The sequence below is a fragment of the Streptomyces sp. NPDC057694 genome, from assembly GCF_042799415.1.
Taxonomy (GTDB): domain Bacteria; phylum Actinomycetota; class Actinomycetes; order Streptomycetales; family Streptomycetaceae; genus Streptomyces.
On sequence record NZ_JBHVIX010000001.1, the window covers coordinates 1,030,076 to 1,050,865 of the forward strand.

General features: G+C 71.3%; 16 protein-coding genes. 9 read left to right on the plus strand and 7 right to left on the minus strand.

Annotation, left to right across the window (positions count from 1 at the left end):
- Positions 1 to 62 precede the first annotated feature (62 nt).
- Positions 63 to 2,972 (plus strand): alpha-glucuronidase family glycosyl hydrolase, encoded by a 2,910-nt coding sequence (locus tag ACFVDP_RS04765; protein ID WP_383483197.1) that lies wholly within the window; start codon positions 63 to 65, stop codon positions 2,970 to 2,972.
- 76 nt (positions 2,973 to 3,048) lie between these two features.
- Here ACFVDP_RS04765 and ACFVDP_RS04770 read toward each other — a convergent pair whose 3' ends face one another.
- The 4 genes from ACFVDP_RS04770 to ACFVDP_RS04785 are packed head-to-tail and all read right to left on the minus strand — an operon-like array spanning position 3,049 to position 6,665.
- On the minus strand, positions 3,049 to 4,074 hold the full coding sequence (locus tag ACFVDP_RS04770; protein ID WP_383483200.1) for an NAD(P)-dependent alcohol dehydrogenase: 1,026 nt from the start codon (positions 4,072 to 4,074) through the stop codon (positions 3,049 to 3,051).
- The gene (locus tag ACFVDP_RS04775; protein WP_383483203.1) at positions 4,071 to 4,829 is read right to left on the minus strand and encodes a metal-sulfur cluster assembly factor; all 759 of its coding nucleotides are present in this window, start codon (positions 4,827 to 4,829) and stop codon (positions 4,071 to 4,073) included. Before ACFVDP_RS04775 ends, ACFVDP_RS04770 begins: the two co-directional genes overlap by 4 nt.
- Before the next feature lies 1 nt (position 4,830).
- Positions 4,831 to 5,832: an amidohydrolase family protein gene (locus ACFVDP_RS04780; protein ID WP_383483206.1), complete on the minus strand. Its 1,002-nt coding sequence runs from the start codon at positions 5,830 to 5,832 to the stop codon at positions 4,831 to 4,833.
- 38 nt (positions 5,833 to 5,870) lie between these two features.
- The gene (locus ACFVDP_RS04785; protein WP_383483209.1) at positions 5,871 to 6,665 is read right to left on the minus strand and encodes an acetoin reductase; all 795 of its coding nucleotides are present in this window, start codon (positions 6,663 to 6,665) and stop codon (positions 5,871 to 5,873) included.
- Between the two features lie 215 nt (positions 6,666 to 6,880).
- Between ACFVDP_RS04785 and ACFVDP_RS04790 the strand changes: the two genes are divergently transcribed.
- Together ACFVDP_RS04790 and ACFVDP_RS04795 are read left to right on the plus strand one after the other, a co-directional pair.
- Positions 6,881 to 8,686 (plus strand): sigma-54-dependent Fis family transcriptional regulator, encoded by a 1,806-nt coding sequence (locus ACFVDP_RS04790; protein WP_383483212.1) that lies wholly within the window; start codon positions 6,881 to 6,883, stop codon positions 8,684 to 8,686.
- Positions 8,687 to 8,784: 98 nt separating this feature from the next.
- Positions 8,785 to 9,618: a PIG-L family deacetylase gene (locus tag ACFVDP_RS04795; protein ID WP_383483215.1), complete on the plus strand. Its 834-nt coding sequence runs from the start codon at positions 8,785 to 8,787 to the stop codon at positions 9,616 to 9,618.
- A 24-nt stretch (positions 9,619 to 9,642) separates the two neighbouring features.
- Here ACFVDP_RS04795 and ACFVDP_RS04800 read toward each other — a convergent pair whose 3' ends face one another.
- Positions 9,643 to 9,837 (minus strand): DUF2304 domain-containing protein, encoded by a 195-nt coding sequence (locus tag ACFVDP_RS04800; protein WP_383483218.1) that lies wholly within the window; start codon positions 9,835 to 9,837, stop codon positions 9,643 to 9,645.
- A gap of 169 nt (positions 9,838 to 10,006) precedes the next feature.
- Between ACFVDP_RS04800 and ACFVDP_RS04805 the strand changes: the two genes are divergently transcribed.
- Positions 10,007 to 10,483 carry a hypothetical protein gene (locus ACFVDP_RS04805; protein WP_383483221.1) on the plus strand — a complete coding sequence of 159 codons (477 nt, stop codon included), beginning with the start codon at positions 10,007 to 10,009 and terminating at the stop codon, positions 10,481 to 10,483.
- Between the two features lie 15 nt (positions 10,484 to 10,498).
- Here the strand turns inward: ACFVDP_RS04805 and ACFVDP_RS04810 are convergent, their stop codons facing one another.
- Together ACFVDP_RS04810 and otnK are read right to left on the minus strand one after the other, a co-directional pair.
- Positions 10,499 to 11,146, minus strand: coding sequence for a class II aldolase/adducin family protein (locus ACFVDP_RS04810; RefSeq protein ID WP_383483224.1), 648 nt, complete (start codon positions 11,144 to 11,146; stop codon positions 10,499 to 10,501).
- Positions 11,143 to 12,429, minus strand: coding sequence for a 3-oxo-tetronate kinase (gene otnK / locus ACFVDP_RS04815; protein ID WP_383483227.1), 1,287 nt, complete (start codon positions 12,427 to 12,429; stop codon positions 11,143 to 11,145). Before otnK ends, ACFVDP_RS04810 begins: the two co-directional genes overlap by 4 nt.
- Before the next feature lie 168 nt (positions 12,430 to 12,597).
- Here otnK and ACFVDP_RS04820 point away from each other — a divergent pair, with 168 nt between their 5' ends.
- The 5 genes from ACFVDP_RS04820 to ACFVDP_RS04840 all read left to right on the plus strand — a co-directional run bounded on the left by ACFVDP_RS04820 (position 12,598) and on the right by ACFVDP_RS04840 (position 20,768).
- Positions 12,598 to 13,998, plus strand: a complete 1,401-nt coding sequence (locus ACFVDP_RS04820; RefSeq protein ID WP_383483229.1) for a homoserine dehydrogenase — start codon at positions 12,598 to 12,600, stop codon at positions 13,996 to 13,998.
- Positions 13,995 to 15,353: a gluconate:H+ symporter gene (locus ACFVDP_RS04825; RefSeq protein ID WP_383483232.1), complete on the plus strand. Its 1,359-nt coding sequence runs from the start codon at positions 13,995 to 13,997 to the stop codon at positions 15,351 to 15,353. Before ACFVDP_RS04820 ends, ACFVDP_RS04825 begins: the two co-directional genes overlap by 4 nt.
- 84 nt (positions 15,354 to 15,437) lie before the next feature.
- Complete coding sequence (locus ACFVDP_RS04830) at positions 15,438 to 16,232, plus strand: DeoR/GlpR family DNA-binding transcription regulator (protein ID WP_383483235.1); 795 nt, start codon at positions 15,438 to 15,440, stop codon at positions 16,230 to 16,232.
- 463 nt (positions 16,233 to 16,695) lie between these two features.
- Complete coding sequence (locus tag ACFVDP_RS04835) at positions 16,696 to 18,906, plus strand: alpha-L-rhamnosidase C-terminal domain-containing protein (protein WP_383483238.1); 2,211 nt, start codon at positions 16,696 to 16,698, stop codon at positions 18,904 to 18,906.
- Positions 18,907 to 19,232: 326 nt separating this feature from the next.
- Positions 19,233 to 20,768 (plus strand): ABC transporter substrate-binding protein, encoded by a 1,536-nt coding sequence (locus ACFVDP_RS04840; protein WP_383483240.1) that lies wholly within the window; start codon positions 19,233 to 19,235, stop codon positions 20,766 to 20,768.
- Positions 20,769 to 20,790: the final 22 nt, after the last annotated feature.

Consider the following 20,790-nt stretch of genomic DNA (forward strand, 5'->3'; position numbering starts at 1 on the left):
CCCTCCGGCGCCTGCGTACGACCCGGAAACGCACGCCTTCTCCAACGATGGAAGTGGGAGTCATGAGTTCAGGAATACGGCGCCGCAGCGTCCTGTCGGCGGCCGCCGTCGCGGCCGCGGCCGGTTCGCTCGGCCTGTCCGTGTCCGCACCCGCGTCGGCGCAACCCCTCTCCGCAGCCGGCGCGCTGCCCGCCGAGGACGGATACGACCTGTGGCTGCGGTATCCACGGGTCGCGGACGCCGGCCGACTCGCCTACTACCGGAACGCGTTGAAGGATCTGGTCTGGCAGGGCGGCGGCCCGCTCCAGCGGTCGGCCGTCGACGAACTGACCCGCGGTCTTTCCGGGCTGCTCGGCCGCCGCGTGACTCCGCGCGGCACCGAGCCGTCGGGCGCCGCGCTGGTGGTGGGCACACCCACGAGTTCCGCCCTGGTCCGCGCGCTGGTACCGGAGACCGAGCTGGCCGGGCTCGGCGAGGAGGGCTACGTCGTGCGCCGGGTCACCCGGCACGGCAGCACCCACACCGTCGTCGCGGCCCCCGCCGACAGCGGAGTGCTCTACGGCGCCTTCCATCTGCTGCGCCTCGTCCAGACCGGGCAGCCGCTCGACCACGTCGACATCACGGAGCACCCCGCCGCGCCGCTGCGCGTGGCCGACCACTGGGACAACATCGACGGGTCGATCGAGCGCGGCTACGCGGGCCGGTCCTTCTTCGACTGGGAGGAACTCCCGAAGCTCGACGACCGGTACACGGACTACGCGCGCGTACTCGCCTCGCTCGGCATCAACGCCGCCGTCATCAACAACGTCAACACCCCGGCGGACTATCTCGCCGAGCCGTTCCTCACCAAGCTGGCCGCGCTCGCCGGAGTGCTGCGCCGCTGGGGCGTGACGCTGTACGTCACGGCGAACTTCGCCGCGCCCATCGATCTGGGCGGTCTGAAGACCGCCGACCCGTTCGACACGGGCGTGCGCGACTGGTGGACGAAGAAGGCAGCGGAGATCTACGGCAGGATCGAGGACTTCGGCGGCTTCCTGGTCAAGGCCAACTCCGAGGGCAGGCCCGGCCCGCTGGACTACGGGCGCACCCACGCCGACGGGGCCAATCTGCTGGCGGGCGCGGTGGAACCGTACGGCGGCATCGTGATGTGGCGGGCGTTCGTGCACGACACGGACGCGAAGTGGGACCGGCAGGGCTATCTCGACTTCACGCCGCTCGACGGGAAGTTCGCCGACAACGCGGTCCTCCAGATCAAGAACGGGCCGATCGACTTCCAGGTCCGCGAGCCCGCGCACCCGCTGTTCGGCTCGCTGCCGCACACCAACTCGATGATCGAGCTCCAGGTGACACAGGAGTACACCGGGCACGCCACCCATCTGTGCTACCTCGTCCCGCAGTGGAAGGAGGTGCTGGACTTCGACACGCTCAAGGCGGGCGAGGGCAGCACCGTGGCACGGGTCGTGACCGGCAAGGTCCACACGTACACGCACCACGGGTTCGCGGGGGTGATGAACTTCGGCGACGCCCGGAACTGGACCGGCTCCCACCTCGCCGCCGCCAACACCCACGGCTACGGGCGCCTGGCATGGAACCCGGACCTGCCGGCCGAGGAACTCGCCGACGAGTGGACCCGGATGACGTTCGGGAACGACCCCGATGTCGTCAGGACCGTCTCCGGCCTGCTGCTCGGGTCCTGGCACACGTACGAGGACTACACGTCGCCGCTCGGCACGGGCTACCTCACGCACCCGCCGGACGGCTCCGTGACCGGGCACTTCGACCCCAGCCCGACCACGACCACTCAGTTCCACAAGTCGGACCGTATGGGCATCGGCTACGACCGCACCGTCGCGACCGGCGACGGCTACCCGGCCCTGTACGCTCCCGAGATCCGGGACTCCTACGAGTCCCTGGAGAACTGCCCCGAGGAACTCCTGCTCTTCCTGCACCATGTCCCGTACACCCACCGCCTCGACAACGGCGACACCGTCATCCAGCGCATCTACGACACGCACTTCGACGGCGCGGCACGGGTGGCGGACATGCGGGCCGGCTGGGACGCGCTGCGCGGGCGCGTCGACCGCCGCCGTCTCACCGAGGTGTCCCGCCTGTTCGAGGATCAGGGTGCCCGGGCCGCGGAGTGGCGCGACACCCTGGTCGCCTACTGGTTCGAGCTGAGCCGGATCCGGGACGAGCGGCGCGGCTGGCTCCAGGCGGTCGTCGCTCCGGCGGACACGGTGCTGCTGGGCGGCGAGCGGAACGAGCTGCCGGTGCAGATCGTCAACGCGACCGGCTCCGGACTGCGCACGGTGACCGGACTGGATGCGCCCGCGGGCTGGCACGCCGAGGAGGTGACCGGTTACGTCGACTCCGAGAAGGACGTGACGGTGAAGCTGCCCGTCGTACCGCCGCTGACTCCCGCGCTCTCCACCGTGCACGCGCGCCCCAGGTCGGGCTCGGTGCAGGTTCTCGGCTCCTCCCTGCGCAGTCGTGCCAAGACGGTCGTCGTCCCGCCCGCCGCGCGCGCTGTGCACGCGCTGGACGCGGGAACCGACTCGTCGCCGGTGCTGACGGACTACGACCGGCTCTCCCCCGCGAGCGTGTGGCGCGAGGGCGCGGCCTTCGGCTGGGTCGGCAACACCCCGGACGCCACGGACACCGGTCTGTTCGACGTGGTCCGCCGGGACTACGTCCGCGACAGCGCCCCGGCGGTACTGCGCCTCACGCTGCCCGCCGGGCACTGCACCGCGCACCTGCTGACCGGCGACCCCAACACCCTGAACAGAACGCTGATCGTCCGCGTCGACGGCGTCGAGAAGGCCCGCAGCGAACAGCTCGACGGCCGTGAGTTCGCCTGGCTCCAGGTGCCGTTGGACGGCGGGTCATCCGGCCGCGAGGTGGACCTGGAACTCTCCGCGAAGGAGGACCAGACCTGGCATCTCAGCGCCTGCGTGGTGCTGGCGGACGACTAGGGGAGTTTGAAGACAGGCCCTAGGGCATGCCCTGGTCCGGCGCGGTCGCTGCGCGCCGGACCAGGGCCGGTCACCGTCAGGGTGTGAGGATCGCCCGGCCCCTGATCCGGCCGCTGCCGAGATCGTCCAGGGCGTCCTGGAAGCGGTCGAGCGGGTACTTGGCGGTGTGCAGGCGGACGCGGTCCTGCGCGGCGAGGACCATCAGCTCGCACAGGTCGTTGTAGGAGCCGACGAGGTTGCCGATGAAGTTGATCTCGGCGGAGATGATGTCGATGGTCGGGACGTCGATGTTCTCGCCGTAGCCGACCACGTGGTAGTCGCCCGCCCTTCGCAGCATGGCGACGCCGTCCCGGGTGGAGCCGCCCTCGCCGACGAAGTCGATGACCGTCTCCGCCCCCTGTCCGCCGGTCAGTTCGCGGATCCGGTCGACCTGGCCGCCGTCGGCGACGACACCGTGGTCGGCTCCGATGGAGGTGGCCAGGGCGACCGCTTCGGGGTTGCGGTCGACGACGACGATCTCGGCGGCGGTGAGGGCCTTGAGGACCTGGATGCCGATGTGGCCGAGGCCGCCCGCGCCGATCACGACGCAGCGGTCCCCGGGACGCAGCCGCCGGGCGGCCTTCGCGGCCGCGTGGTAGGCGGTCAGTCCCGCGTCGGCGAGCGCCGCGACGTCGGCCGGTTCGAGGGAGTCGTCGAGCCGGACGACGCTGCGGGCGGAGGTCTTGAGGTACTCGGCGTAGCCGCCGGCCGTGTCGATGCCGGGGAAGAGGCTGGTCTCGCAGTGCACGTCGTCACCGGCCCGGCACGCCCGGCACAGTCCGCAGGTGATCAGCGGGTGGACGATGACCTTGTCGCCCTCGCGGACGTTGGTGACGGCGCTGCCGACCGCGTGCACCCAGCCGGCGTTCTCGTGCCCGATCGTGTAGGGCAGGCCGACCCCGGACTTCTGCGCCCACTGCCCCTCCAGGATGTGGAGGTCGGTGCGGCACACTCCGGCCCCGCCGATCCTGACGATCACGTCGTACGGGCCGGTGACCTCGGGGTCCGGGACCTCGGCCAGCTCCGGATTCTTGCCGTATCCGACGACCTGGACTGCCTTCACGAGACGTTCTCCTTCGGTGGAGCGGTGAACTGGAAGTGCTCCTCGGCGCGCGGCGACTGGTCGGCCCCGGACGCCGGATAGCGGGTGCGGAGCAGGCCGCGGCAGAAGTGCGCGTTGCCGTCGATCGACACGCGGACGGCGCGGGCGAAGCGCAGCCGGAGCGGGATCTCGCCCGGCGGGAACGGCTGTCCCTCGTCGTCGACCAGGACGGGGTCGGACGGCTCCGTGCCGAGGCCCAGCGCCGCGCGCCGCCGCAGCAGCGCACCGGAGGCCGGGGCGTCCGGCAGATCGCCGAGGACCACACCGCCGAGGGCCTCCTCCTTGAGCTCCGGGTTCTGCCGGAGATGGCGGGACAGCGCCCGTTCCATCGCCGCGGAGTGGGCCTTGCGGCGGAACGTCAGGCGAAGCTCCTGGAGGTCCTTCTCCGCCTCGGCGCCGAACGTTCCCCGGTAGCCCGCGTCCTCGGCGAGCCCGCGGTTGATCAGGTCCGAGTCGTGGTGGTCGTCGAGGAGCACCACGACCTCGCGGGTCCAGGGCAGGGCCGTCAGCGCGTCCTTGGCGTCGGAGGCCATCAGGTACGCGAAGTTGGGCGAGCAGAACGAGGTGGGCAGGCGCAGCCGGACGGTGAGCGCCCCGTCGGGGGTCACCACCACGGAGCGGACGAAACCGAGGTCGGTGATCGGCTCGTCCAGTTCCGGGTCGAAGACCTGGTCGAGCGCCGCGCGAGCGGACCCCTCCCGTGAGCCGGCGGGCATGTCAGGCCACCGCCGGTTCGGTGAGGCCGAGCCCGGCCGGTACCTCGATGCCGTACATGGCGGCCGCGTTCAGGCCGAGGATCTTCTTCTTCTGCGCCAGGGTGATCGGCGCGTACTCGGGCTGCATGTCCTCGGGGATCTGGAAGTCGACGAACCGCTCGATCAGCCAGCGGGGCGTCCACAGCGCGTAGTCGCTGGAGAACTGGATGCGGTCCTCGTCCAGCCAGTAGAGGAGTTCGCCGATGATCTGCGCGAAGTAGCGCGGGCGGCTGTGGATGAAGGGCATCGCGACCGCGAGTCCGGCGTGCACGTTGGGCTCCTGCGTGGCGATCCAGCAGAAGTCCTCCAGGCGGGGCAGTCCGCAGTGCTCGACGACGAAGTTCAGTCCGGTGAACTCCGTGGCCGCCTTGTCGACGTCCGCGACGTCGAAGGCGTCCCGGTCGAGCGGCCGGATCGTCGGCCCCTTGTGGATGTGGATGTTGGTGATCCCGAGTTCCTGACAGAGCTCGAGATAGCGGTACGTCCACGGGTCGTCGAGCTTGTAGCCGCGGCTGTCACCCTTCCATTCGGCGGTGTACAGCTTGACGCCCTTGAGCTGGAACCGCTCGGCGTCCCGCCGCAGTTGATCGAGACCCTTCTGTTCGTAGCGGGGGTCCCAGGAGTGGTTGTACGTCAGCTTGTCCGGGTGTTTCTGCGTCAGCGCGAAGGCTTCCTCGGTCTGGCCGAAGCCGCTCCGGTAGAACGCTCCGAGGCGGGCCGGCTGGAAGATGGCGTGGTCGACGTGTCCCTCGGCGAAGAGGTCCTTCATCAGGCGCTCGCCGCCGTAGTAGAGGTAGTCCTCGTACGGCCACAGCTCCGATTCCGGGCTCAGGTTGCGGTGATAGTCGTAGAAGCAGTCGATGAACTGCTTTCCGTGGATGTTGAGTTGGTTCTCGGGGCGCGCGTCCCAGAGTGCGACGTGCGCGTCGACGATGAAGTAGTTCTCGCCGTCCTTGGAATACATCTCTCTCCTCCGTGTGCGGGCTCGGTGCGACGGGCGGGTCAGGAGAACTGGATTCCGCCGTCGATCATGACGGACTGGCCGGTCATGTAGTCCGAGTCCGGCGAGGCCAGGTAGGAGACGAACGACGCGACGTCGCGGGGCTCCTCGACGCGGCCGAGCGCGATGGCCTCCGCGTACTTCTTGATGGCCCGGCCCTTCTGGAGGCCCTCGGCCGCCGCGAGCCGCTCGTCGATGAGGTCCCACATGTCGGTGCCGACGATGCCGGGGCAGTACGCGTTGACGGTGATGCCGTGGTGCGCCCACTCCATGGCGGCGGCCTGGGTCAGACCGCGCACGCCCCACTTAGACGCCGAGTAGGTGCCGAGCAGCGCGAAGGGGCGGTACGCGACGATCGAGGCGGCACCGATGATCTTGCCGCCCCCGCCCTGGGCGATCATCTGGCGGGCGGCGGCCTGGTAGGAGAGGAAGACGCCGCGCAGGTTCACGGCCATGACCTGTTCGAACTCGTCGAGGCCGGTGTCGAGGAGCGGAGTGACCCTGGCGATACCGGCGTTGGCGACATAGACGTCGACCCGGCCGAAGCGGCCCGCCACCTCGTCGACGAGCGCGTCGGTCTGCTCCTTGCTGCTGACGTCGGCGTGCACGGCGAGGGCGCGGCGGCCCGTCTTCTCGATGCCGGCCGCCACCTCGGCGAGTTCCTCGCTCATGCCGGGGAGGTCGGCGACGGCCACGTCGAGACCGTCCTCGGCCAGTCGCTCCGCGATGCTCCGGCCGATGCCGCGGGCGGCGCCGGTGACGATCGCGGTACGGGGTGCGGTGCCGGTGGAAGTCATGGGTGCTCCTGTGCTCGACGGTGAGCCGCCGCACCTTCGTGCGGCGCCGGCTTTCAGCGTGCGGGCGGGGAGCGCTGTCGACTTTTTCAATGTGGAACACACCGCGCCCGCCCCGGCCCGGGGCGGGCGAACGTGCGGAAAAGCCAGCGCGAACCATCCGTTGACAGGTCCAAACGCCTTCGTAATATGGCGGAAACACGCTCAGCGGAGGCGCCATGCTCGGAGACAGCACAGCGCGGGACCGGACCATCGCACGGGCGCGCCTGCGGTTCCTGGAGAACACGGAGCCGCCCGCGGGGGTCGTGCCCGAGGGCATCCGCAATTCCTGGCAGCGCTCGAAATACCTGGGGATCGGCACGGACGAGCTGGTCGTCCCCTACCAGCCGGAGTACAACCGGGAGAGCCGTCTGGTCCGCGCGTCGACGCCGGTCCTCGACCGGCTGGAGCAGGCCCTGGCGGGTTCGGACGCCTGCGTCATCGTGACCGACCGGAAGGGCTGGGTGCGCGACCGCCGGGTCGGGGAGAAGCGGCTCTCGGCCCATCTGGACCGCGTCCATCTGGCGCCGGGCTTCAACTACGCGGAGCAGTTCGTCGGGACGAACGGCATCGGGGTGGCGCTGGAGGAGCGCAGGCCCAATGTGGTGCAGGGCACGGAGCACTTCAACGAGCGTCTGCAGAACGTCTCCTGCGCGGCCTCGCCGATCCGCAACTCGGTCACCGGACGGGTCGAGGGCGCCGTGAACCTGACGTGCTGGAACGGTCCGGCGCGCATGCTCATGGCGGCCCTGGTGCAGGAGGCCGCGGCCGACATCGAGCGTGTCCTGTACGAGTCCAGCAGCTCGCATCAGCGTGCCCTGCTGGAGGCGTTCCAGCAGGTGACCCATTACGGTGACCGGCCGGTGCTCTGTCTCGGCCAGGATCTCGTGCTGGCCAACTCCGCGGCCACGGCGCGGCTGACCGGCGACGACCACCGGCTGCTGCACGAGGCCGCCGCCGAACTGGGGCACGCGCCGCGCGTCCGTAAAGAGGTGCGGCTGAGCGGCGGCGGGACCGTGCTGATGCGGTGCCGTCAGGTCGACAGCCCGGCGGGCGCGGCCGGTTATCTGCTGGAGCTGTCCTTCCCCGACCGGTCCACCGGCCTGGCCCTCCCCCGCACCGGCCCGCGCACCGGTCCACGCTCCCGGGCCGAGCGGGAGGCGGCCCGGCCGTGGCCGCTGCCGGGCCTCGCGGGGACGGACCCGGCGTGGAACACCGTCTCGCGCGCGGTGGCGCGCTGTGCCCGCGAGCGGACCCCGCTGCTGCTGCACGGCGAGCCCGGGACGGGGAAGACGGCACTGGCCCGCGCCGCCCTCGCCCTGACCGGGGCGGCGTCGGCGCCCACCGTCGTGGACGCCCAGGCCGACGACGGGACCGACCTGGCGGCCGCCCTCCTCGCGGCGCCCGCCGGTCCGGACCGCGCCCTGGTCCTGCGCCGTGTCGAAGCCGTACCCGCCGGACAGGGTCCTGCCGTCGCCCGCGCCCTGGACGCCGCGGCGGCGCGCGGCACCTGGATCGTGGGCACCCTCCAGGGCTCGCCTGACGTCCCTGAGCCGCTCAGGAACTGCTTCGTCGAAGCGGCCGCGGTACCCGCGCTGCGGCATCGGCTCGCGGATCTGCCCGCCCTGGTCGAGTGTCTGCTGCGGCGTATCGGCGCGGGCGTCGCATGCGCACCGGAGGTGCTGCCGCTGCTGCGCCGCCAGGACTGGCCCGGCAACGTCCGCGAGCTGGACCTCGCCCTGCGCCGGGCGGCCGCGGGCCGGCGCACCTATCGGATCGAGCCCCGCGATCTGCCGCCGTCCCTGCACAGCGCGGGCGGCCGGTCCCTGAGCCCCTGGGAGGCGTCCGAACGCGACACGCTGGTCCAGGCCCTGCTGGCGGCGGAGGGCAACAAACTGCTGGCGGCGCAGCGGCTCGGCATCTCCCGTACGACGATCTATCGCAAGATGCGGGCCTACGGGATCACGTTGCCCGGGGGCCACTGAGACGGTCTCCGTGCCCGGCGTGTCGAGGCGGACGCCACGGCTCCGGTGTGCCTGCCGCACACTGGGACGGTTACGTGGCTACTGCAGAAGGACTTTTCATGACCGACCGGCCTTTGACGCTCATGGCGGTGCACGCCCATCCCGACGACGAGGCCACCAGCACCGGAGGGGTCCTCGCGCGGTACGCGGCGGAGGGCATCCGTACGGTTCTGGTGACGTGTACCGACGGCGCCTGTGGTGACGGGCCGGGAGGGGTCAAGCCGGGTGACCCCGGGCACGATCCCGCGGCCGTCGCCCGGATGCGCCGGCAGGAACTGGAGGCGAGCCGCGACGTCCTGAAGATCAGCGACCTGGAGACGCTCGACTACGGCGACTCCGGAATGATGGGCTGGCCCAGCAACGACGCCCCCGGCGCTTTCTGGCAGACCCCCGTGGAGACGGGCGCCGCCCGGCTCGCGGAGCTGATGGAGCACTACCGTCCCGATGTGGTCGTCACCTATGACGAGAACGGCTTCTACGGCCACCCCGACCACATCCAGGCCCACCGCATCACGATGGCGGCGGTCGCCATGACCGACCTGACCCCGAAGGTGTACTGGACCACGATGCCCCGCTCGGGGATGCAGCGGTTCGGGGAGATCATTCGCGAGTTCCACCCGGAGATGCCGGAGCCGGACCCCGCCGAGGCCGCCGCGATGGCCGAGATGGGCCTGCCCGACGACGAGATCACCACGTGGGTGGACACCACCGCGTTCAGCGGCCAGAAGTTCGACTCGCTGGCCGCGCACGCCAGTCAGGGCGAGAACATCTTCTTCCTGAAGATGGGCAAGGAGCGGTTCGCCGACTTCATGGGCATGGAGACCTTCGTCCGCGTCCAGGACACCACGGACGCACCCGTTCCCGAGAACGATCTCTTCGCCGGGCTGCGCTGACCGGGGTGCGCCGACGCGTACCGCTCACATCAGCGAGCTGATGGCCGTGACCGCGGAGTCGAGTGTCGAGGACACCGCGGACGCCGCCGACGTGCCGGCCAGGTAGAAGCCGAAGGCCGCGCCCACGGCGATGTGGGAGAGTTTTCCTCCGCCTTTTCGCAGCAGGAAGAACACCGCGACGATCAGGACGAGGATCACGGGCAGATGCAGGGCGTCCATCGTTGTCACCTCGGGGCCCGGCCTGGGTCGGCACCCCCGCGCGCCGGTGACGGCTTCGTGCCGGGCGCCGCCACATCCGACAGGCTATGGCCGCGCGGTCGCTCCTGCCACTCGGGTGAACACGGAGCGTGAGGGCGGGCCTTCGGCGGTACGCCGTAAGGTCCGCCCCATGGATCGACTCGACATCACCCCGGACCGGCTGGCGGGCACCTGGCACATCGTCTGCTCCTCGTTCCCCCTGTGGCAGGGCGACCGGCGCACCGGCGCGACCTTCACCTACAGCCCGTCTGCGCGGGGTGCCGCCGGCCCGCCGCGGATGGGCGACGACGTCGCCTATCGCACCAAGGGCGGGCGGCAGCGCCACATCCGGGGCGTCGACACCCGCCTCACCGATCGTCCTGGGTCCGTCTACCGCTGGCGTGGACGCGGGGTGCTGGCGGCGCTGTCGAGCGAGTGGGAAGTGCGGGAGGTGGGCCCGGACGACGCGTGGGCGGTCATCGTCTTCAGCAAGTCCCTGGTGACGCCGGCCGGAGCGGATGTCGTCGTGCGCGCCGACCGGCTCGCCGATCCCGCGGTGATCGAGGAGGCGCTGGCGGCCGGGGTCCGTCATGAGGCGCCGCCGGTTCCCGGATGGCGCCCCGCGTAGCCGGGCGGCCCCGCGCTACCCAGGGAGCGCGGACCAGTCGGTCCCGTACTTCTCCGCCATCGCCCGGGCCTCTTCGCCGGTGAGGACGCGCGCGGGGAGCCCGCCGAGGGCGAGGAGCAGCGCGGCCGTCTCCTCCAGTTCGACGGCCGCCTCGACGGCCGCTTCCAGGGACCGGCCGGACACCACGGGGCCGTGGTTCTGGAGCAGCGCGGCGCGGAACGGGAACGGCAACTCCTCCAGATCGAGGGCCTGTCGGACGTCGCCCGGCGGCGCGTACGGGAGCAGCGGGGTCTGGCCCACGCGCATCACGAAGTACGGCGTGAGCGGCGGCAGCGCGCTGCGCTCCGACCAGGCCGGGCGGCAGGAGATCGCGGACGCGTGGCGGGAGTGCAGATGGACCACGGCGCGGGTGGCGGGCTCGCGCCGGTAGAAGGCCGTGTGCAGGGGGAACTCCTTGGACGGCCGGGGGCCGTCCAGGTGGGTGCCGTCGAGGTCGAGCACGGTGAGGGCGGCCGGGTCGATCGCGGCCAGGTCGGTGCCGGTGGGCGTGATGAGCACGTGGTCGCCGTCGCGGACGCTGACGTTCCCGGAGGAGCCGGGGCTCAGGCCCAGGGACGCGAGGCGGGCGCCGGTGGCCGCGAGGTCGTGGCGGGCGGCGCTCACGCGAGCTCGTCCCAGGCCGAGGTGAAGATGTCCGTGCCGCCGAAGTTGCCGGACTTCAGGGCCAGATCGATGCCCTCGGGGCTGCCGCCGACGCCGCTCTGGGTGCGGGCCCAGGCGACACCGGGAGCGATCTGCGCGCCGATGCCGAGCGTGCGGGCCCCGAGGGCGGTGACCACGGCGCCGGAGGTCTCCCCGCCGGCGACCAGGAGGCGGCGGGCGCCCGCCCGGACCAGCTCGACGGCGCAGTCGGCGAGGGCCCGCTCGACCAGTTCGGCCGCGGGGACGGATCCGACGGGCATGTCGTGCTCCAGGTCTTCGGGCGAGCCGACGGCGTAGAGGAGCGGTGGCCGCCCCGGGTCGGTGCGCCAGCAGGCGCGGGCGAAGTCGACCAGCCCGGCGACGGCCGCCGTGGGGTCGGCCCGCAGTGCCGCGAGGTCGAGCTTGCGGTGCGGGAGCAGTGCGGTCGCGTGGGCGACCTGGGCGCGGGTGGCGGCCGAGGCGCTGCCGGCGAGGACGGCGCCGGGGTCACCGGCGCGGGACGCCGCGGGGACCCGGGCGGCGCCCTTGTGCGGGCCGGTCAGCCCGAGGGCGAGTCCGGCCGCGCCGGTGACCAGGCGCATCGAGGCGGTCGCGGCGGAGATGGTCCGCAGGTCCTCGTCCTCGGTGGCGTCGACGACGGTGAGCGCGTCCGCGAACCCCGGCGCGGTGAGCGCCTCGCGCAGCGCCTGCACGCCGGCCCGGACGGTGTCCAGGCCGATGGCCCGCACCGGGCGTCGGGTCTGCGGCGCGAGCAGTCGTCCGAGGTGGGAGTCGCGCATCGGGGTCAGCGGATGGTCGCGCATGGGGCTCTCTTCGAGCAGCTCGTCGTGGACGAACAGCCGCGCCTTGTACACGGTGCGTCCCGTGGCAGGAAAGGCCGGAACGACGACCGTCGCGTTCTCGCCGAGGGCGTCCAGGAGCGCGTCCGTGACCGGGCCGATGTTCCCGCGCGGGGTGGAGTCGAAGGTGGAGCAGTACTTGAAGTAGAAGCTGCGGCAGCCCGCGTCGGTCAGGGCGCGCAGGGCGGCCAGGGACGCCTCGACGGCCTCGTCGACCGGCGCGGTGCGCGACTTGAGCGCGACGACCACGGCGTCGGCCCCGCGCACCTCCCGCGCGGCGGGCCCGTCGTCCGCCAGGTCCTCGGCGCCGACCGCGACCACCGTCCTGAACCCGCGGGCGACGAGCATGGTGGCGAGATCGGTGGCTCCGGTGAAGTCGTCGGCGATGGCCCCGAGGAGCGGCATCGGACCTCCCTCTTTTCGTTGGCTGTAGGTGGGCGCGGGTCGGCGTGTGAGCGTCGAACACCCTGGTCTGTGAAGTTATGTTAACAAGCTTTACTCATATGGGAATGCCTGATACATGTTGTTAATCGGCGGAGTGTTTCCAGCCACCGCGCTCATCGAGGAGGGCCCATGAACCTGCACCACCTGTTCGCCACCGCCGAAGGAGGGAGCGTGCGCTACGCGCTGTCCGGCGCCGGTGGCGGCTTCGCCCGGACCCTCCTCGCCCAGACCCTGCGCATGCCGGCGCTGCGGCCGACCGTGCTGTGCGACCGGGATCTGCCCAGGGTGCGCGCCATGCTCGGCGATCTCGGCTACGACACCGCGCGGGTGTCGGACTGCGCGGACGCCGCCGAGGTGGAGCGCGCCGCCCAGGAGGGACACATCGCGCTGGTGGCGGACGGCGCACTGCTCGGCGCCGCCGGCTGGGACATCCTCGTGGAGGCGACCGGCAGCCCGGCGGACGGCTACGCCATGGCCAAGGAGGCGCTCCTCGCCGGCCGGCACGTGGCCATGGTCAGCAAGGAGGTCGACTCGGTCGCCGGACTGCACCTGGCCGATCTCGCCGAGCGCTCGGGACTCGTCTACACGACGGCCGACGGCGACCAGCCCGCGAACCTCATCGGCCTGGTGACCTGGGCCGAGCTGCTCGGCCTCGACATCGTGGCGATCGGCAAGTCCAGCGAGTACGACCTCGTACTGGACCCGGAGCGGGGCACCGTCACCCAGCTCGACACCACCGTCGAGGCGCCGGGGCTCGCGGGTCTGCTCGACCTCGGCGACGACGCGCCCGCCACCCTCGCGGCCCGGGCCCGCGCCGTCTCCGCGCTGCCCGTCGGCGCGACCGCCGACTACTGCGAGATGGCCGTCGTGGCCACGAACACCGGGTTCAGGCCCGACACCGAACTTCTGCACTACCCCGTGGCCCGGATCGCCGAGCTGGCCGACATCTACCGGCTGCGCGAGGACGGCGGCGTCCTGCACCGCGCCGGGGCGGTCGACGTGTTCAGCGCGCTGCGCCTGCCGGGCGAGGCCTCGTTCGCCGGCGGCGTGTTCGTCGTCGTACGCACCGGCGACCCGGAGACCTGGGAGACCCTGCGCGGCAAGGGCCACGTGGTCAGCCGCGACGGCAAGTACGCGGCCGTCTATCTCCCGTACCACCTGATGGGTGTGGAGACTCCGGTCTCCCTGCTCTCGGCGGTGCTGCACGGGCGCCCCTCCGGCGGCACCGACCCCCGCGGCCACGCCGTGCTCGCGGGCCGGGCCCGGCAGGACCTGCCCGCCGGCACGGTCCTCGACATGGGCGGACACCACCACGACGTGACCGGCGTGCAGGCCGTCCTGCTGCGGGACGAGGACGCGCCCGACGACGTCGCCCCGCTCTATCTGGCCGCGCACACCACGCTCGCCCGGCCCGTCGCCGCGGGCGAGCCGATCCGGCTCGGCGACCTCGCCGACGCCGACGCGGAGCTCGCCCAGGCGTGGGCGGCCGGCCGCGCCGCCCGTCCGGCCGCCCCGGCGGTGTCCGCGTGAGCACCGACGTCCAGCACCTGCTGCTCGGCGCCGCGGCCGTCGTCGTGCTCGTCGTGCTGATCACCAAGTTCAAGATCCACCCGTTCCTGGCGCTGACCGTCTCGGCCCTGGGACTCGGTCTCGCCGCGGGGATCGCGCCGGGCGCCACCGTCGAGCACTTCCAGGACGGCTTCGGGGACGCGCTGGCCAGCAGCGGCCCGACCATCGGCCTCGGCACCCTGCTCGGCGGCATCCTGCTCGGCTCGGGCGGCGCGGACCGCATCGCGACGGTGTTCATCGGCGCGCGTCCCGTGAAGTGGATCCCGACCGCGATCACCGCGGCGGCGCTCCTCATCGGCATGCCGCACCTGTTCGACGTCAGCTTCGTGATGCTGGTGCCGCTGGTCTACGCGGTCGCCAAGCGCACCGGTTCCCATCTGCTGTACATCGGCCTGCCGATGGCCGCGGGCCTGTACGTCTCGCACGGCCTGCTGCCCCCGCACCCCTCGCCGACGCTCGCCGTCTCCGCGTACGACGCCAACACCGGCCTGACGATCCTGTACGGGCTGATCATCGGCATCCCGCTGGCCATCGTCACCGGGCCGCTGCTGACGAAGGTGGCCTCCCGCTGGTTCGGGCCCGCGCCCGACCTGGACCGGGGCCCGGTGCCCCAGCCCGACCCGGCGCCCGACAATCAGCGGCGTCCCGTCTCGTTCACGCTCGCGCTGATCACGGTGCTGCTGCCGCCCGCCCTCATGCTCATCGGCACCCTGGGCACGGCCAACACCGCCAAGGGCACGCTCCCGTACGCCTTCTTCGAGGCCTGTGACTCCTCGGTGCTGTCCCTGCTCGCCGCCGTCGTGTTCGCCTTCTTCGCGCTCGGCGTCCGCTCGGGATTCGGGCTCGGCCAGTTGCAGAAGATGGCGGGCAAGGGGCTCGGCCCGGTCGGCACCATCGTGCTGATCCTCGGCGCGGGCGGCGGGCTCAAGGCCATGCTGACCGCGACCGGCATCGACAAGATCATCTCGGACTACGCCGTCGACTGGTCGATACCGCCGCTGCTCCTGGCCTGGCTCGTCGCCGCGCTGCTGAGGATCTGCCTCGGCTCCGCGACCGTCGCCACCGCGGCGGCGACCGGCATCGTGGCGCCCCTGCTCACCGCGTACCCCGGTGTCTCCCCGGAGCTGATGGTGCTCGCCACCGCGTCCGGCGCCGTGATGCTCTCGCACGTGAACGACTCCGGGTTCTGGCTCTTCAAGGAGTACTTTCAGCTCTCCGTGTCCCAGACCTTTCGCACCTGGACACTGATGCTGTCGCTCCAGTCGCTGCTGAGCCTGGGCGGGGTGCTGCTGCTCAGCACGTTCGTGGGCGGCTGACGGTCCTCAGTCGCACGACGGTCCGGAGTCGCAAAAGGAAGATCATCGGCTAACGTCGCGTACGAAAGTGAGAGGAGATGGACGATGACCGCTCAGGAGCCCCTGCCGCTCATCCCTGACCAACGGCGTGAGCAACTCCTGCGGCACCTGCGCCGCGAAGGGGTGCTGAGCGTTCAGCAGATCACCCAGCTCTTCGGCGTCTCCCACATGACCGTCCGCCGCGACATCGCCGAACTGGAGCGCGGCGGCCTGGTCTTCTCGGTCCCCGGGGGCGTCCGGATCGCCAGCCATGTCAGCAGCGAGCCGAGCTTCCGGGACAAGACCCTCGTCGAGCAGGACGAGAAGCAGGCCATGGCGGCCCGGGCCGCCGCGCTCGTCGAGGACGGCATGACCGTCTATCTCGACGCGGGGACGACCCTGCTCGCGATGGTCCCGGTGCTCGCCCGGCTGAGCACCCTGACCGTGGTCACGAACGACTTCACGACCGTCGACCGGCTCATCGCCGCCCCGCACCTGGACATCGTGCACATCGGCGGCCGGGTCGACGTGGAGAACCGCTCCAGCGTGGGCCGGCTGGCCGCCGCGACGCTGCGTCAGCTCGCGCTCGACATCGCGTTCATCAGTACCAGTTCCTGGGACCTGCTGCGAGGGGTGACGACACCGTCGGAGCCCAAGGTCGAGGTGAAGCAGGCCGCCATGGAGTCGGCGGCCAGCTCCGTCCTCGTCGCGGGCTCCTCGAAGTTCGGCACGTTCGGCAAGTACCGGGTGGCGCCCCTGGCCTCGTTCGACACCGTGGTCACGGACACCGCGCTGGCGGAGGCCGCCGCCCAGGGAGTCCGCGAGAGCGGGGCCGAACTGCTGGTGGCGCGGCCGGGCTGACGGCGCGTTCCCTGGACGACGGTCCAGGCGGAGCCGGGCATCGTGTCGTCGGCGTGCACCTGGCGGATGGGGCTCGGTGTCGCTCCCCTGGCTCCAAAAACGATTCAGTCACATCGACGACATCCCGCCCGCGACCGGTCGAACAAGCCCTGCGAAAGGACGAGTTCGACCAGCCGCACATCAGCGGATGCGCCTGCGTGGACCAGTGATGATGATTTGACTGACAGAACCTCATAAGTCGGGTCGGCTGCCGGGATTGAGTGGCGCACGACGGTTGTCGCGGCGCCGCAGCCGTGGCTAGCGTGTGCCCCGACCTGCCGGGTGAATCCATTCAACCCACCGGGCGGGCACTGCTTCCGAAGCATCTCTGTCCGCAGGGCGGCCGGTCCGGTCCCGGAGCGATCGCCGCCGTCGGCCTGCGGTCAGCCATGAGCCGCAGGCGTCTATCCGAGCGGGAGCCCCGATGCCCGATGAACCGTCCATGCCCGAGCACGCCGACAGATCCGACGGCGGCGCCGATGCCCGTTCCGGCAGGGGTGCCCTCAAGCGGCGCGCGTTGCTCCGGGCGAGCGCCGCGGCCGTGGCGCTGACCGCCACTGTGCGCGGCACGTCGGCGGTCGCCGCTTCCCCGGCGTCGGCGAGTGGCTCGTCCGCGCCACCCGAACCGCTCTTCTCCCGCGCGGCCCCGGCCGGCCCCTGGGACCGGTTCAAGCTCTCGCCCACCACGCGCACGGTGCGTCCCCGGTCCGTCCACGGCACGACGGGGTCGGTCGACAGCGCCAAGGGCCTGTCGGGGAAGCACGGTTCGGCCCGCGCCCGGCTGGACGGCAAGGGCGCGTCGGTGACCCTCGACTTCGGGCTCGAAGTGGGCGGACACGTCACGATCACGCTCGGACAGGGCACGGACGCCGACCAGACCCTCGGCCTGACCTACTCCGAGCTCTCCACCTACATCAGTACGACGTCGAGCGACGGATCCAACGGCGGTTCGAACAACGAACCCCCGGTGAGCTACACGGCCCTGCCCGGCGGCCGCATCGACACCGCCACATCCACAGCGACCGCGGGCACCGACGCGACCGGGGACCCCGCGGCCAACCTGCGCGGCGGGTTCCGCTACCTCACCCTGGTGAACCAGAGCGGCGGCGCCGTCGAGATCACGGGCGTGTCCGTCGACATCGCCTTCGCGCCGAACGTGGCGGACCTGCGCGCCTACCCGAACCACTTCTCCTGCGACGACGACCTGCTCACCCGCATCTGGTACGCGGGCGCCTACACCGTGCAGACCAACATCGTCGCCAACACCCAGGGCCGGGTGTGGGGTCCGCCCGCGCTGGGCTGGGACAACAGCGCGCGGATCGGCGACGTCGGGGACACGGTCCTGGTCGACGGCGCGAAGCGGGACCGCACCGTGTGGCCCGGCGACCTGGGCATCTCCGGGCTCACGGACTACGTGTCCCTCGGCGACACCCTGACCATGAGGAACTCGCTGCAGACGCTCTTCAACCACCAGGCGGACAGCGGCGCCCTCCCCTACGCCGGGCCGGCCGTCAACTTCATCGGAAGCTCCGACGCGTACCACCTGTGGACGCTCATCGGCACCGCCGAGTACGTCGAGTTCAGCGGTGACGCGGCCTGGGCCCGCGCGATCTACCCGAAGTTCAAGCTCGCGCTCGACCACATCACCGCGAAGATCGACGACGACGGGCTGCTGAACGTCACGGCCGCCAACGACTGGGCGCGCAGGGACAGCGACGGCAAGAACCTCGAAGCGAACGCCATCATGTACCGGGCGCTCCTCGCCTCGGCCGCGCTGGCCAGAACCGTGGACGACGCGCAGACCGGTGCCGCGTGCGCCGAGAAGGCCGACGCCCTGAAGTCGGCCGTCGACGACGCCGGTTACTGGGACGGCGACACCGGCCTGTACCGGGACAGGCCCTCGTCGACGCTCTACCCGCAGGACGCCAACGCGCTCGCGCTCTGGTTCGGGCTGGTGGACGACGCCGGGCGCGCCCGGACCGTCAGCGAGGCGCTGGCCGGGCGCTGGACCAGGACCGGCGCCCTCACGCCGGAGAAGACGGACTCCTCGGTCCATCCCTTCCCCGGCGGCATGGAGGTCCACGGCCACTTCGCCGCGGGCCGCGCGAAGACGGCGCTCGACCTGATCCGTCTGGAGTGGGGCTACATGCTCGACGCCCCGCAGGGAACGGCCAGTACGTTCTGGGAGGGGTACCGGACGGACGGCGGTTCCGACTACTCCGGCTCGTACATGAGCGCCGCGCACGGCTGGTCGACCGGCCCCACCTCGGCCCTGACGTTCTGGCTGCTGGGCATCGCACCGGTCGCCGACGGCACGGGGACCTTCCGCATCGCGCCGCAGCCCGGCGACGTACGGCGCGCCGAGGGTCAGCTGACCACTCCGGCGGGCGTGATCGCCGTCTCGTGGCAGAGCACCGGTCGCGGCGAGTTCGGGCTGACCGCCGAGATCCCGGCCCACCGGGTGGAGGAGATCGCCGTCCCGATGCCCGACGCCTCGGCCTACGTCGTACGCGTCGACGGCAAGACCGCCTGGGACCGCACCGCGAAGAGCCACGACGCCCGGTACGAGGACGGGTACGTGCGGCTCGCGGGCTTCCCCGAGGGCAGGCACACGGTGACGGTGCGCCGCCGCTGACCGGGACACCTCCGCCGCCCCTGCGCACAGAACGACGATCCCCCTGCCCCCACAGCAGGGGGATCGTCGTTCTGTGCGCAGAAAATCGGCCACGCCCCAAAACCATAAGATGATCGGTTTTGGACGTCAAGAGGCGACCCGGGCCGGGGCGACACACCCCGCCGACGCCCGGAAAACCGCTCCCCCGAGATGCGTTGACGACTAAAACCGATCACATTACGGTTTTGGCTGTCGAAGGGCAGGGCCGTATCCATCCGTACGTCCCGCTCGGCCCTGCCCTCCCATCTCTTGCCGGCGCATCGGCCGGCCCGCCGGACGGAGAGATCATGAACTGGTACGCCACGCGGCTCGGTACCGCGGCCGCGGGGGTCACCGCCGCCGCGCTGATGCTCACGGCCTGCGGCGGCGGCTCGGGATCGGCCGGGACGGGAGCGGGCGAGCTCGACATCGCCACCCTGACGACGGCCCAGAGCCTGGATCCCAAGGACGCGCTCGGCAGCGCGATGCCGTACTTCCAGGCCGTGTACGACACGCTGATCAAGCGGGACGCCGACGGCACCCTCCGGCCGATGCTCGCCACGAAGTGGTCCTACGACGACAGCCGCACCTCCCTGGCCCTGACGCTGCGCAAGGGCGTGAAGTTCAGCGACGGCGCGGCGTTCGACGGCGACGCCGTCAAGGCGAATCTCGAACACTTCAAGAAGGGCGGAGGCGGCGGCGCCAAGTACCTCGCGGGTCTGAAGAGCGTGGACGTCCAGGACGCCACGCACGTCACGCTCCGCCTGTCCTCCCCCGATCCCGCGCTGCTGTTCTACCTGAGCGACGCGGCGGGCCTGATGGCGAGCCCGGTCAAGCTCGACGACGGCTCCCTGAAGACCACGCCCGTGGGCACCGGTCCGTACACGCTCGACAAGGGAAGGACCGCGGTCGGCAACAAGTACGTCTTCGCCCGCAAGGAGAACTACTGGGGCAAGGAAGCGGCCTTCAAGGCGCTGACCATCAGCGTGTTCGACAACGAGACCGCCGTCGTGAACGGCCTCAGGACGGGACAGATCGACAGCGCCGTCATCCAGGACGCCAACCAGCAGAGCGCCGTGGCCGCGGACAAGAGCCTGCGGACGACCGAGTTCAGTTTCGACTTCCAGGGTCTGCTGCTCTTCGACCGCGACGGGGTGCACACGCCGGCGCTGAAGTCGCGCGCGGTGCGCCAGGCGATCAACTACGCCCTGGACCGCACGACCATGGTCGACAAGATCCGGCAGGGCAGCGCGGAGGTGACGGACCAGGTCTTCGGCCCGCAGACCGACGCGTACGACAAGAAGCTGGACACGGCCTATCCGCACGACCCCGCGAAGGCCAGGAAGCTGCTCACCGGCGCCGGTTACGGCAAGGGGTTCACCCTCAAGCTGCCCCGGGTCTCGGCGATCGTGAGCGACGCGCTCGCCTCGTCGATCTCCGCCGACCTCAAGGCCGTGGGCATCACGGTGGCGTGGGACCAACTGGACGGCAACACCGCGGTGCAGAAGGTCTACCGGGACCGCGCCTACTCGGGGATGGTCATGAACATAGGCCAGTCCTCGGCCTCCTGGGTGACCGCCCAGGACCTGGTCACGCCGGGTACGTTCAACATGTTCGGGACGAGCGACCCGACGGTGAAGAAGCTCCTCGGGACGATGCAGACGGCCACCGGGACCGAGGCGGCGACGGCCGCCCGGCAGCTCAACGAACACCTCGTGGACGAGGGCTGGTTCGCGCCCTTCTACCGCATGACCTACCAACTGGTCTCCACCCGCGACGTCAAGGCCACGCCGCAGTCAGGCATGGGCGTGCCTTCGATCTACGACTACAAGCCCGCCTCCTGACCTGAACCTCACGGCTGATGCG

Excerpts from the sequence above, each read along its gene's own strand:
- ACFVDP_RS04765 (WP_383483197.1), top strand. The coding sequence starts at position 63 with ATGAGTTCAGGAATACGGCGCCGCAGCGTCCTGTCGGCGGCCGCCGTC.
- ACFVDP_RS04775 (WP_383483203.1), bottom strand. The coding sequence starts at position 4,829 with ATGCCCGCCGGCTCACGGGAGGGGTCCGCTCGCGCGGCGCTCGACCAG.
- ACFVDP_RS04780 (WP_383483206.1), bottom strand. The coding sequence starts at position 5,832 with ATGTATTCCAAGGACGGCGAGAACTACTTCATCGTCGACGCGCACGTC.
- ACFVDP_RS04785 (WP_383483209.1), bottom strand. The coding sequence starts at position 6,665 with ATGACTTCCACCGGCACCGCACCCCGTACCGCGATCGTCACCGGCGCC.
- ACFVDP_RS04790 (WP_383483212.1), top strand. The coding sequence starts at position 6,881 with ATGCTCGGAGACAGCACAGCGCGGGACCGGACCATCGCACGGGCGCGC.
- ACFVDP_RS04795 (WP_383483215.1), top strand. The coding sequence starts at position 8,785 with ATGACCGACCGGCCTTTGACGCTCATGGCGGTGCACGCCCATCCCGAC.
- ACFVDP_RS04800 (WP_383483218.1), bottom strand. The coding sequence starts at position 9,837 with ATGGACGCCCTGCATCTGCCCGTGATCCTCGTCCTGATCGTCGCGGTG.
- ACFVDP_RS04805 (WP_383483221.1), top strand. The coding sequence starts at position 10,007 with ATGGATCGACTCGACATCACCCCGGACCGGCTGGCGGGCACCTGGCAC.
- otnK (WP_383483227.1), bottom strand. The coding sequence starts at position 12,429 with ATGCCGCTCCTCGGGGCCATCGCCGACGACTTCACCGGAGCCACCGAT.
- ACFVDP_RS04820 (WP_383483229.1), top strand. The coding sequence starts at position 12,598 with ATGAACCTGCACCACCTGTTCGCCACCGCCGAAGGAGGGAGCGTGCGC.
- ACFVDP_RS04830 (WP_383483235.1), top strand. The coding sequence starts at position 15,438 with ATGACCGCTCAGGAGCCCCTGCCGCTCATCCCTGACCAACGGCGTGAG.
- ACFVDP_RS04835 (WP_383483238.1), top strand. The coding sequence starts at position 16,696 with ATGCCCGATGAACCGTCCATGCCCGAGCACGCCGACAGATCCGACGGC.
- ACFVDP_RS04840 (WP_383483240.1), top strand. The coding sequence starts at position 19,233 with ATGAACTGGTACGCCACGCGGCTCGGTACCGCGGCCGCGGGGGTCACC.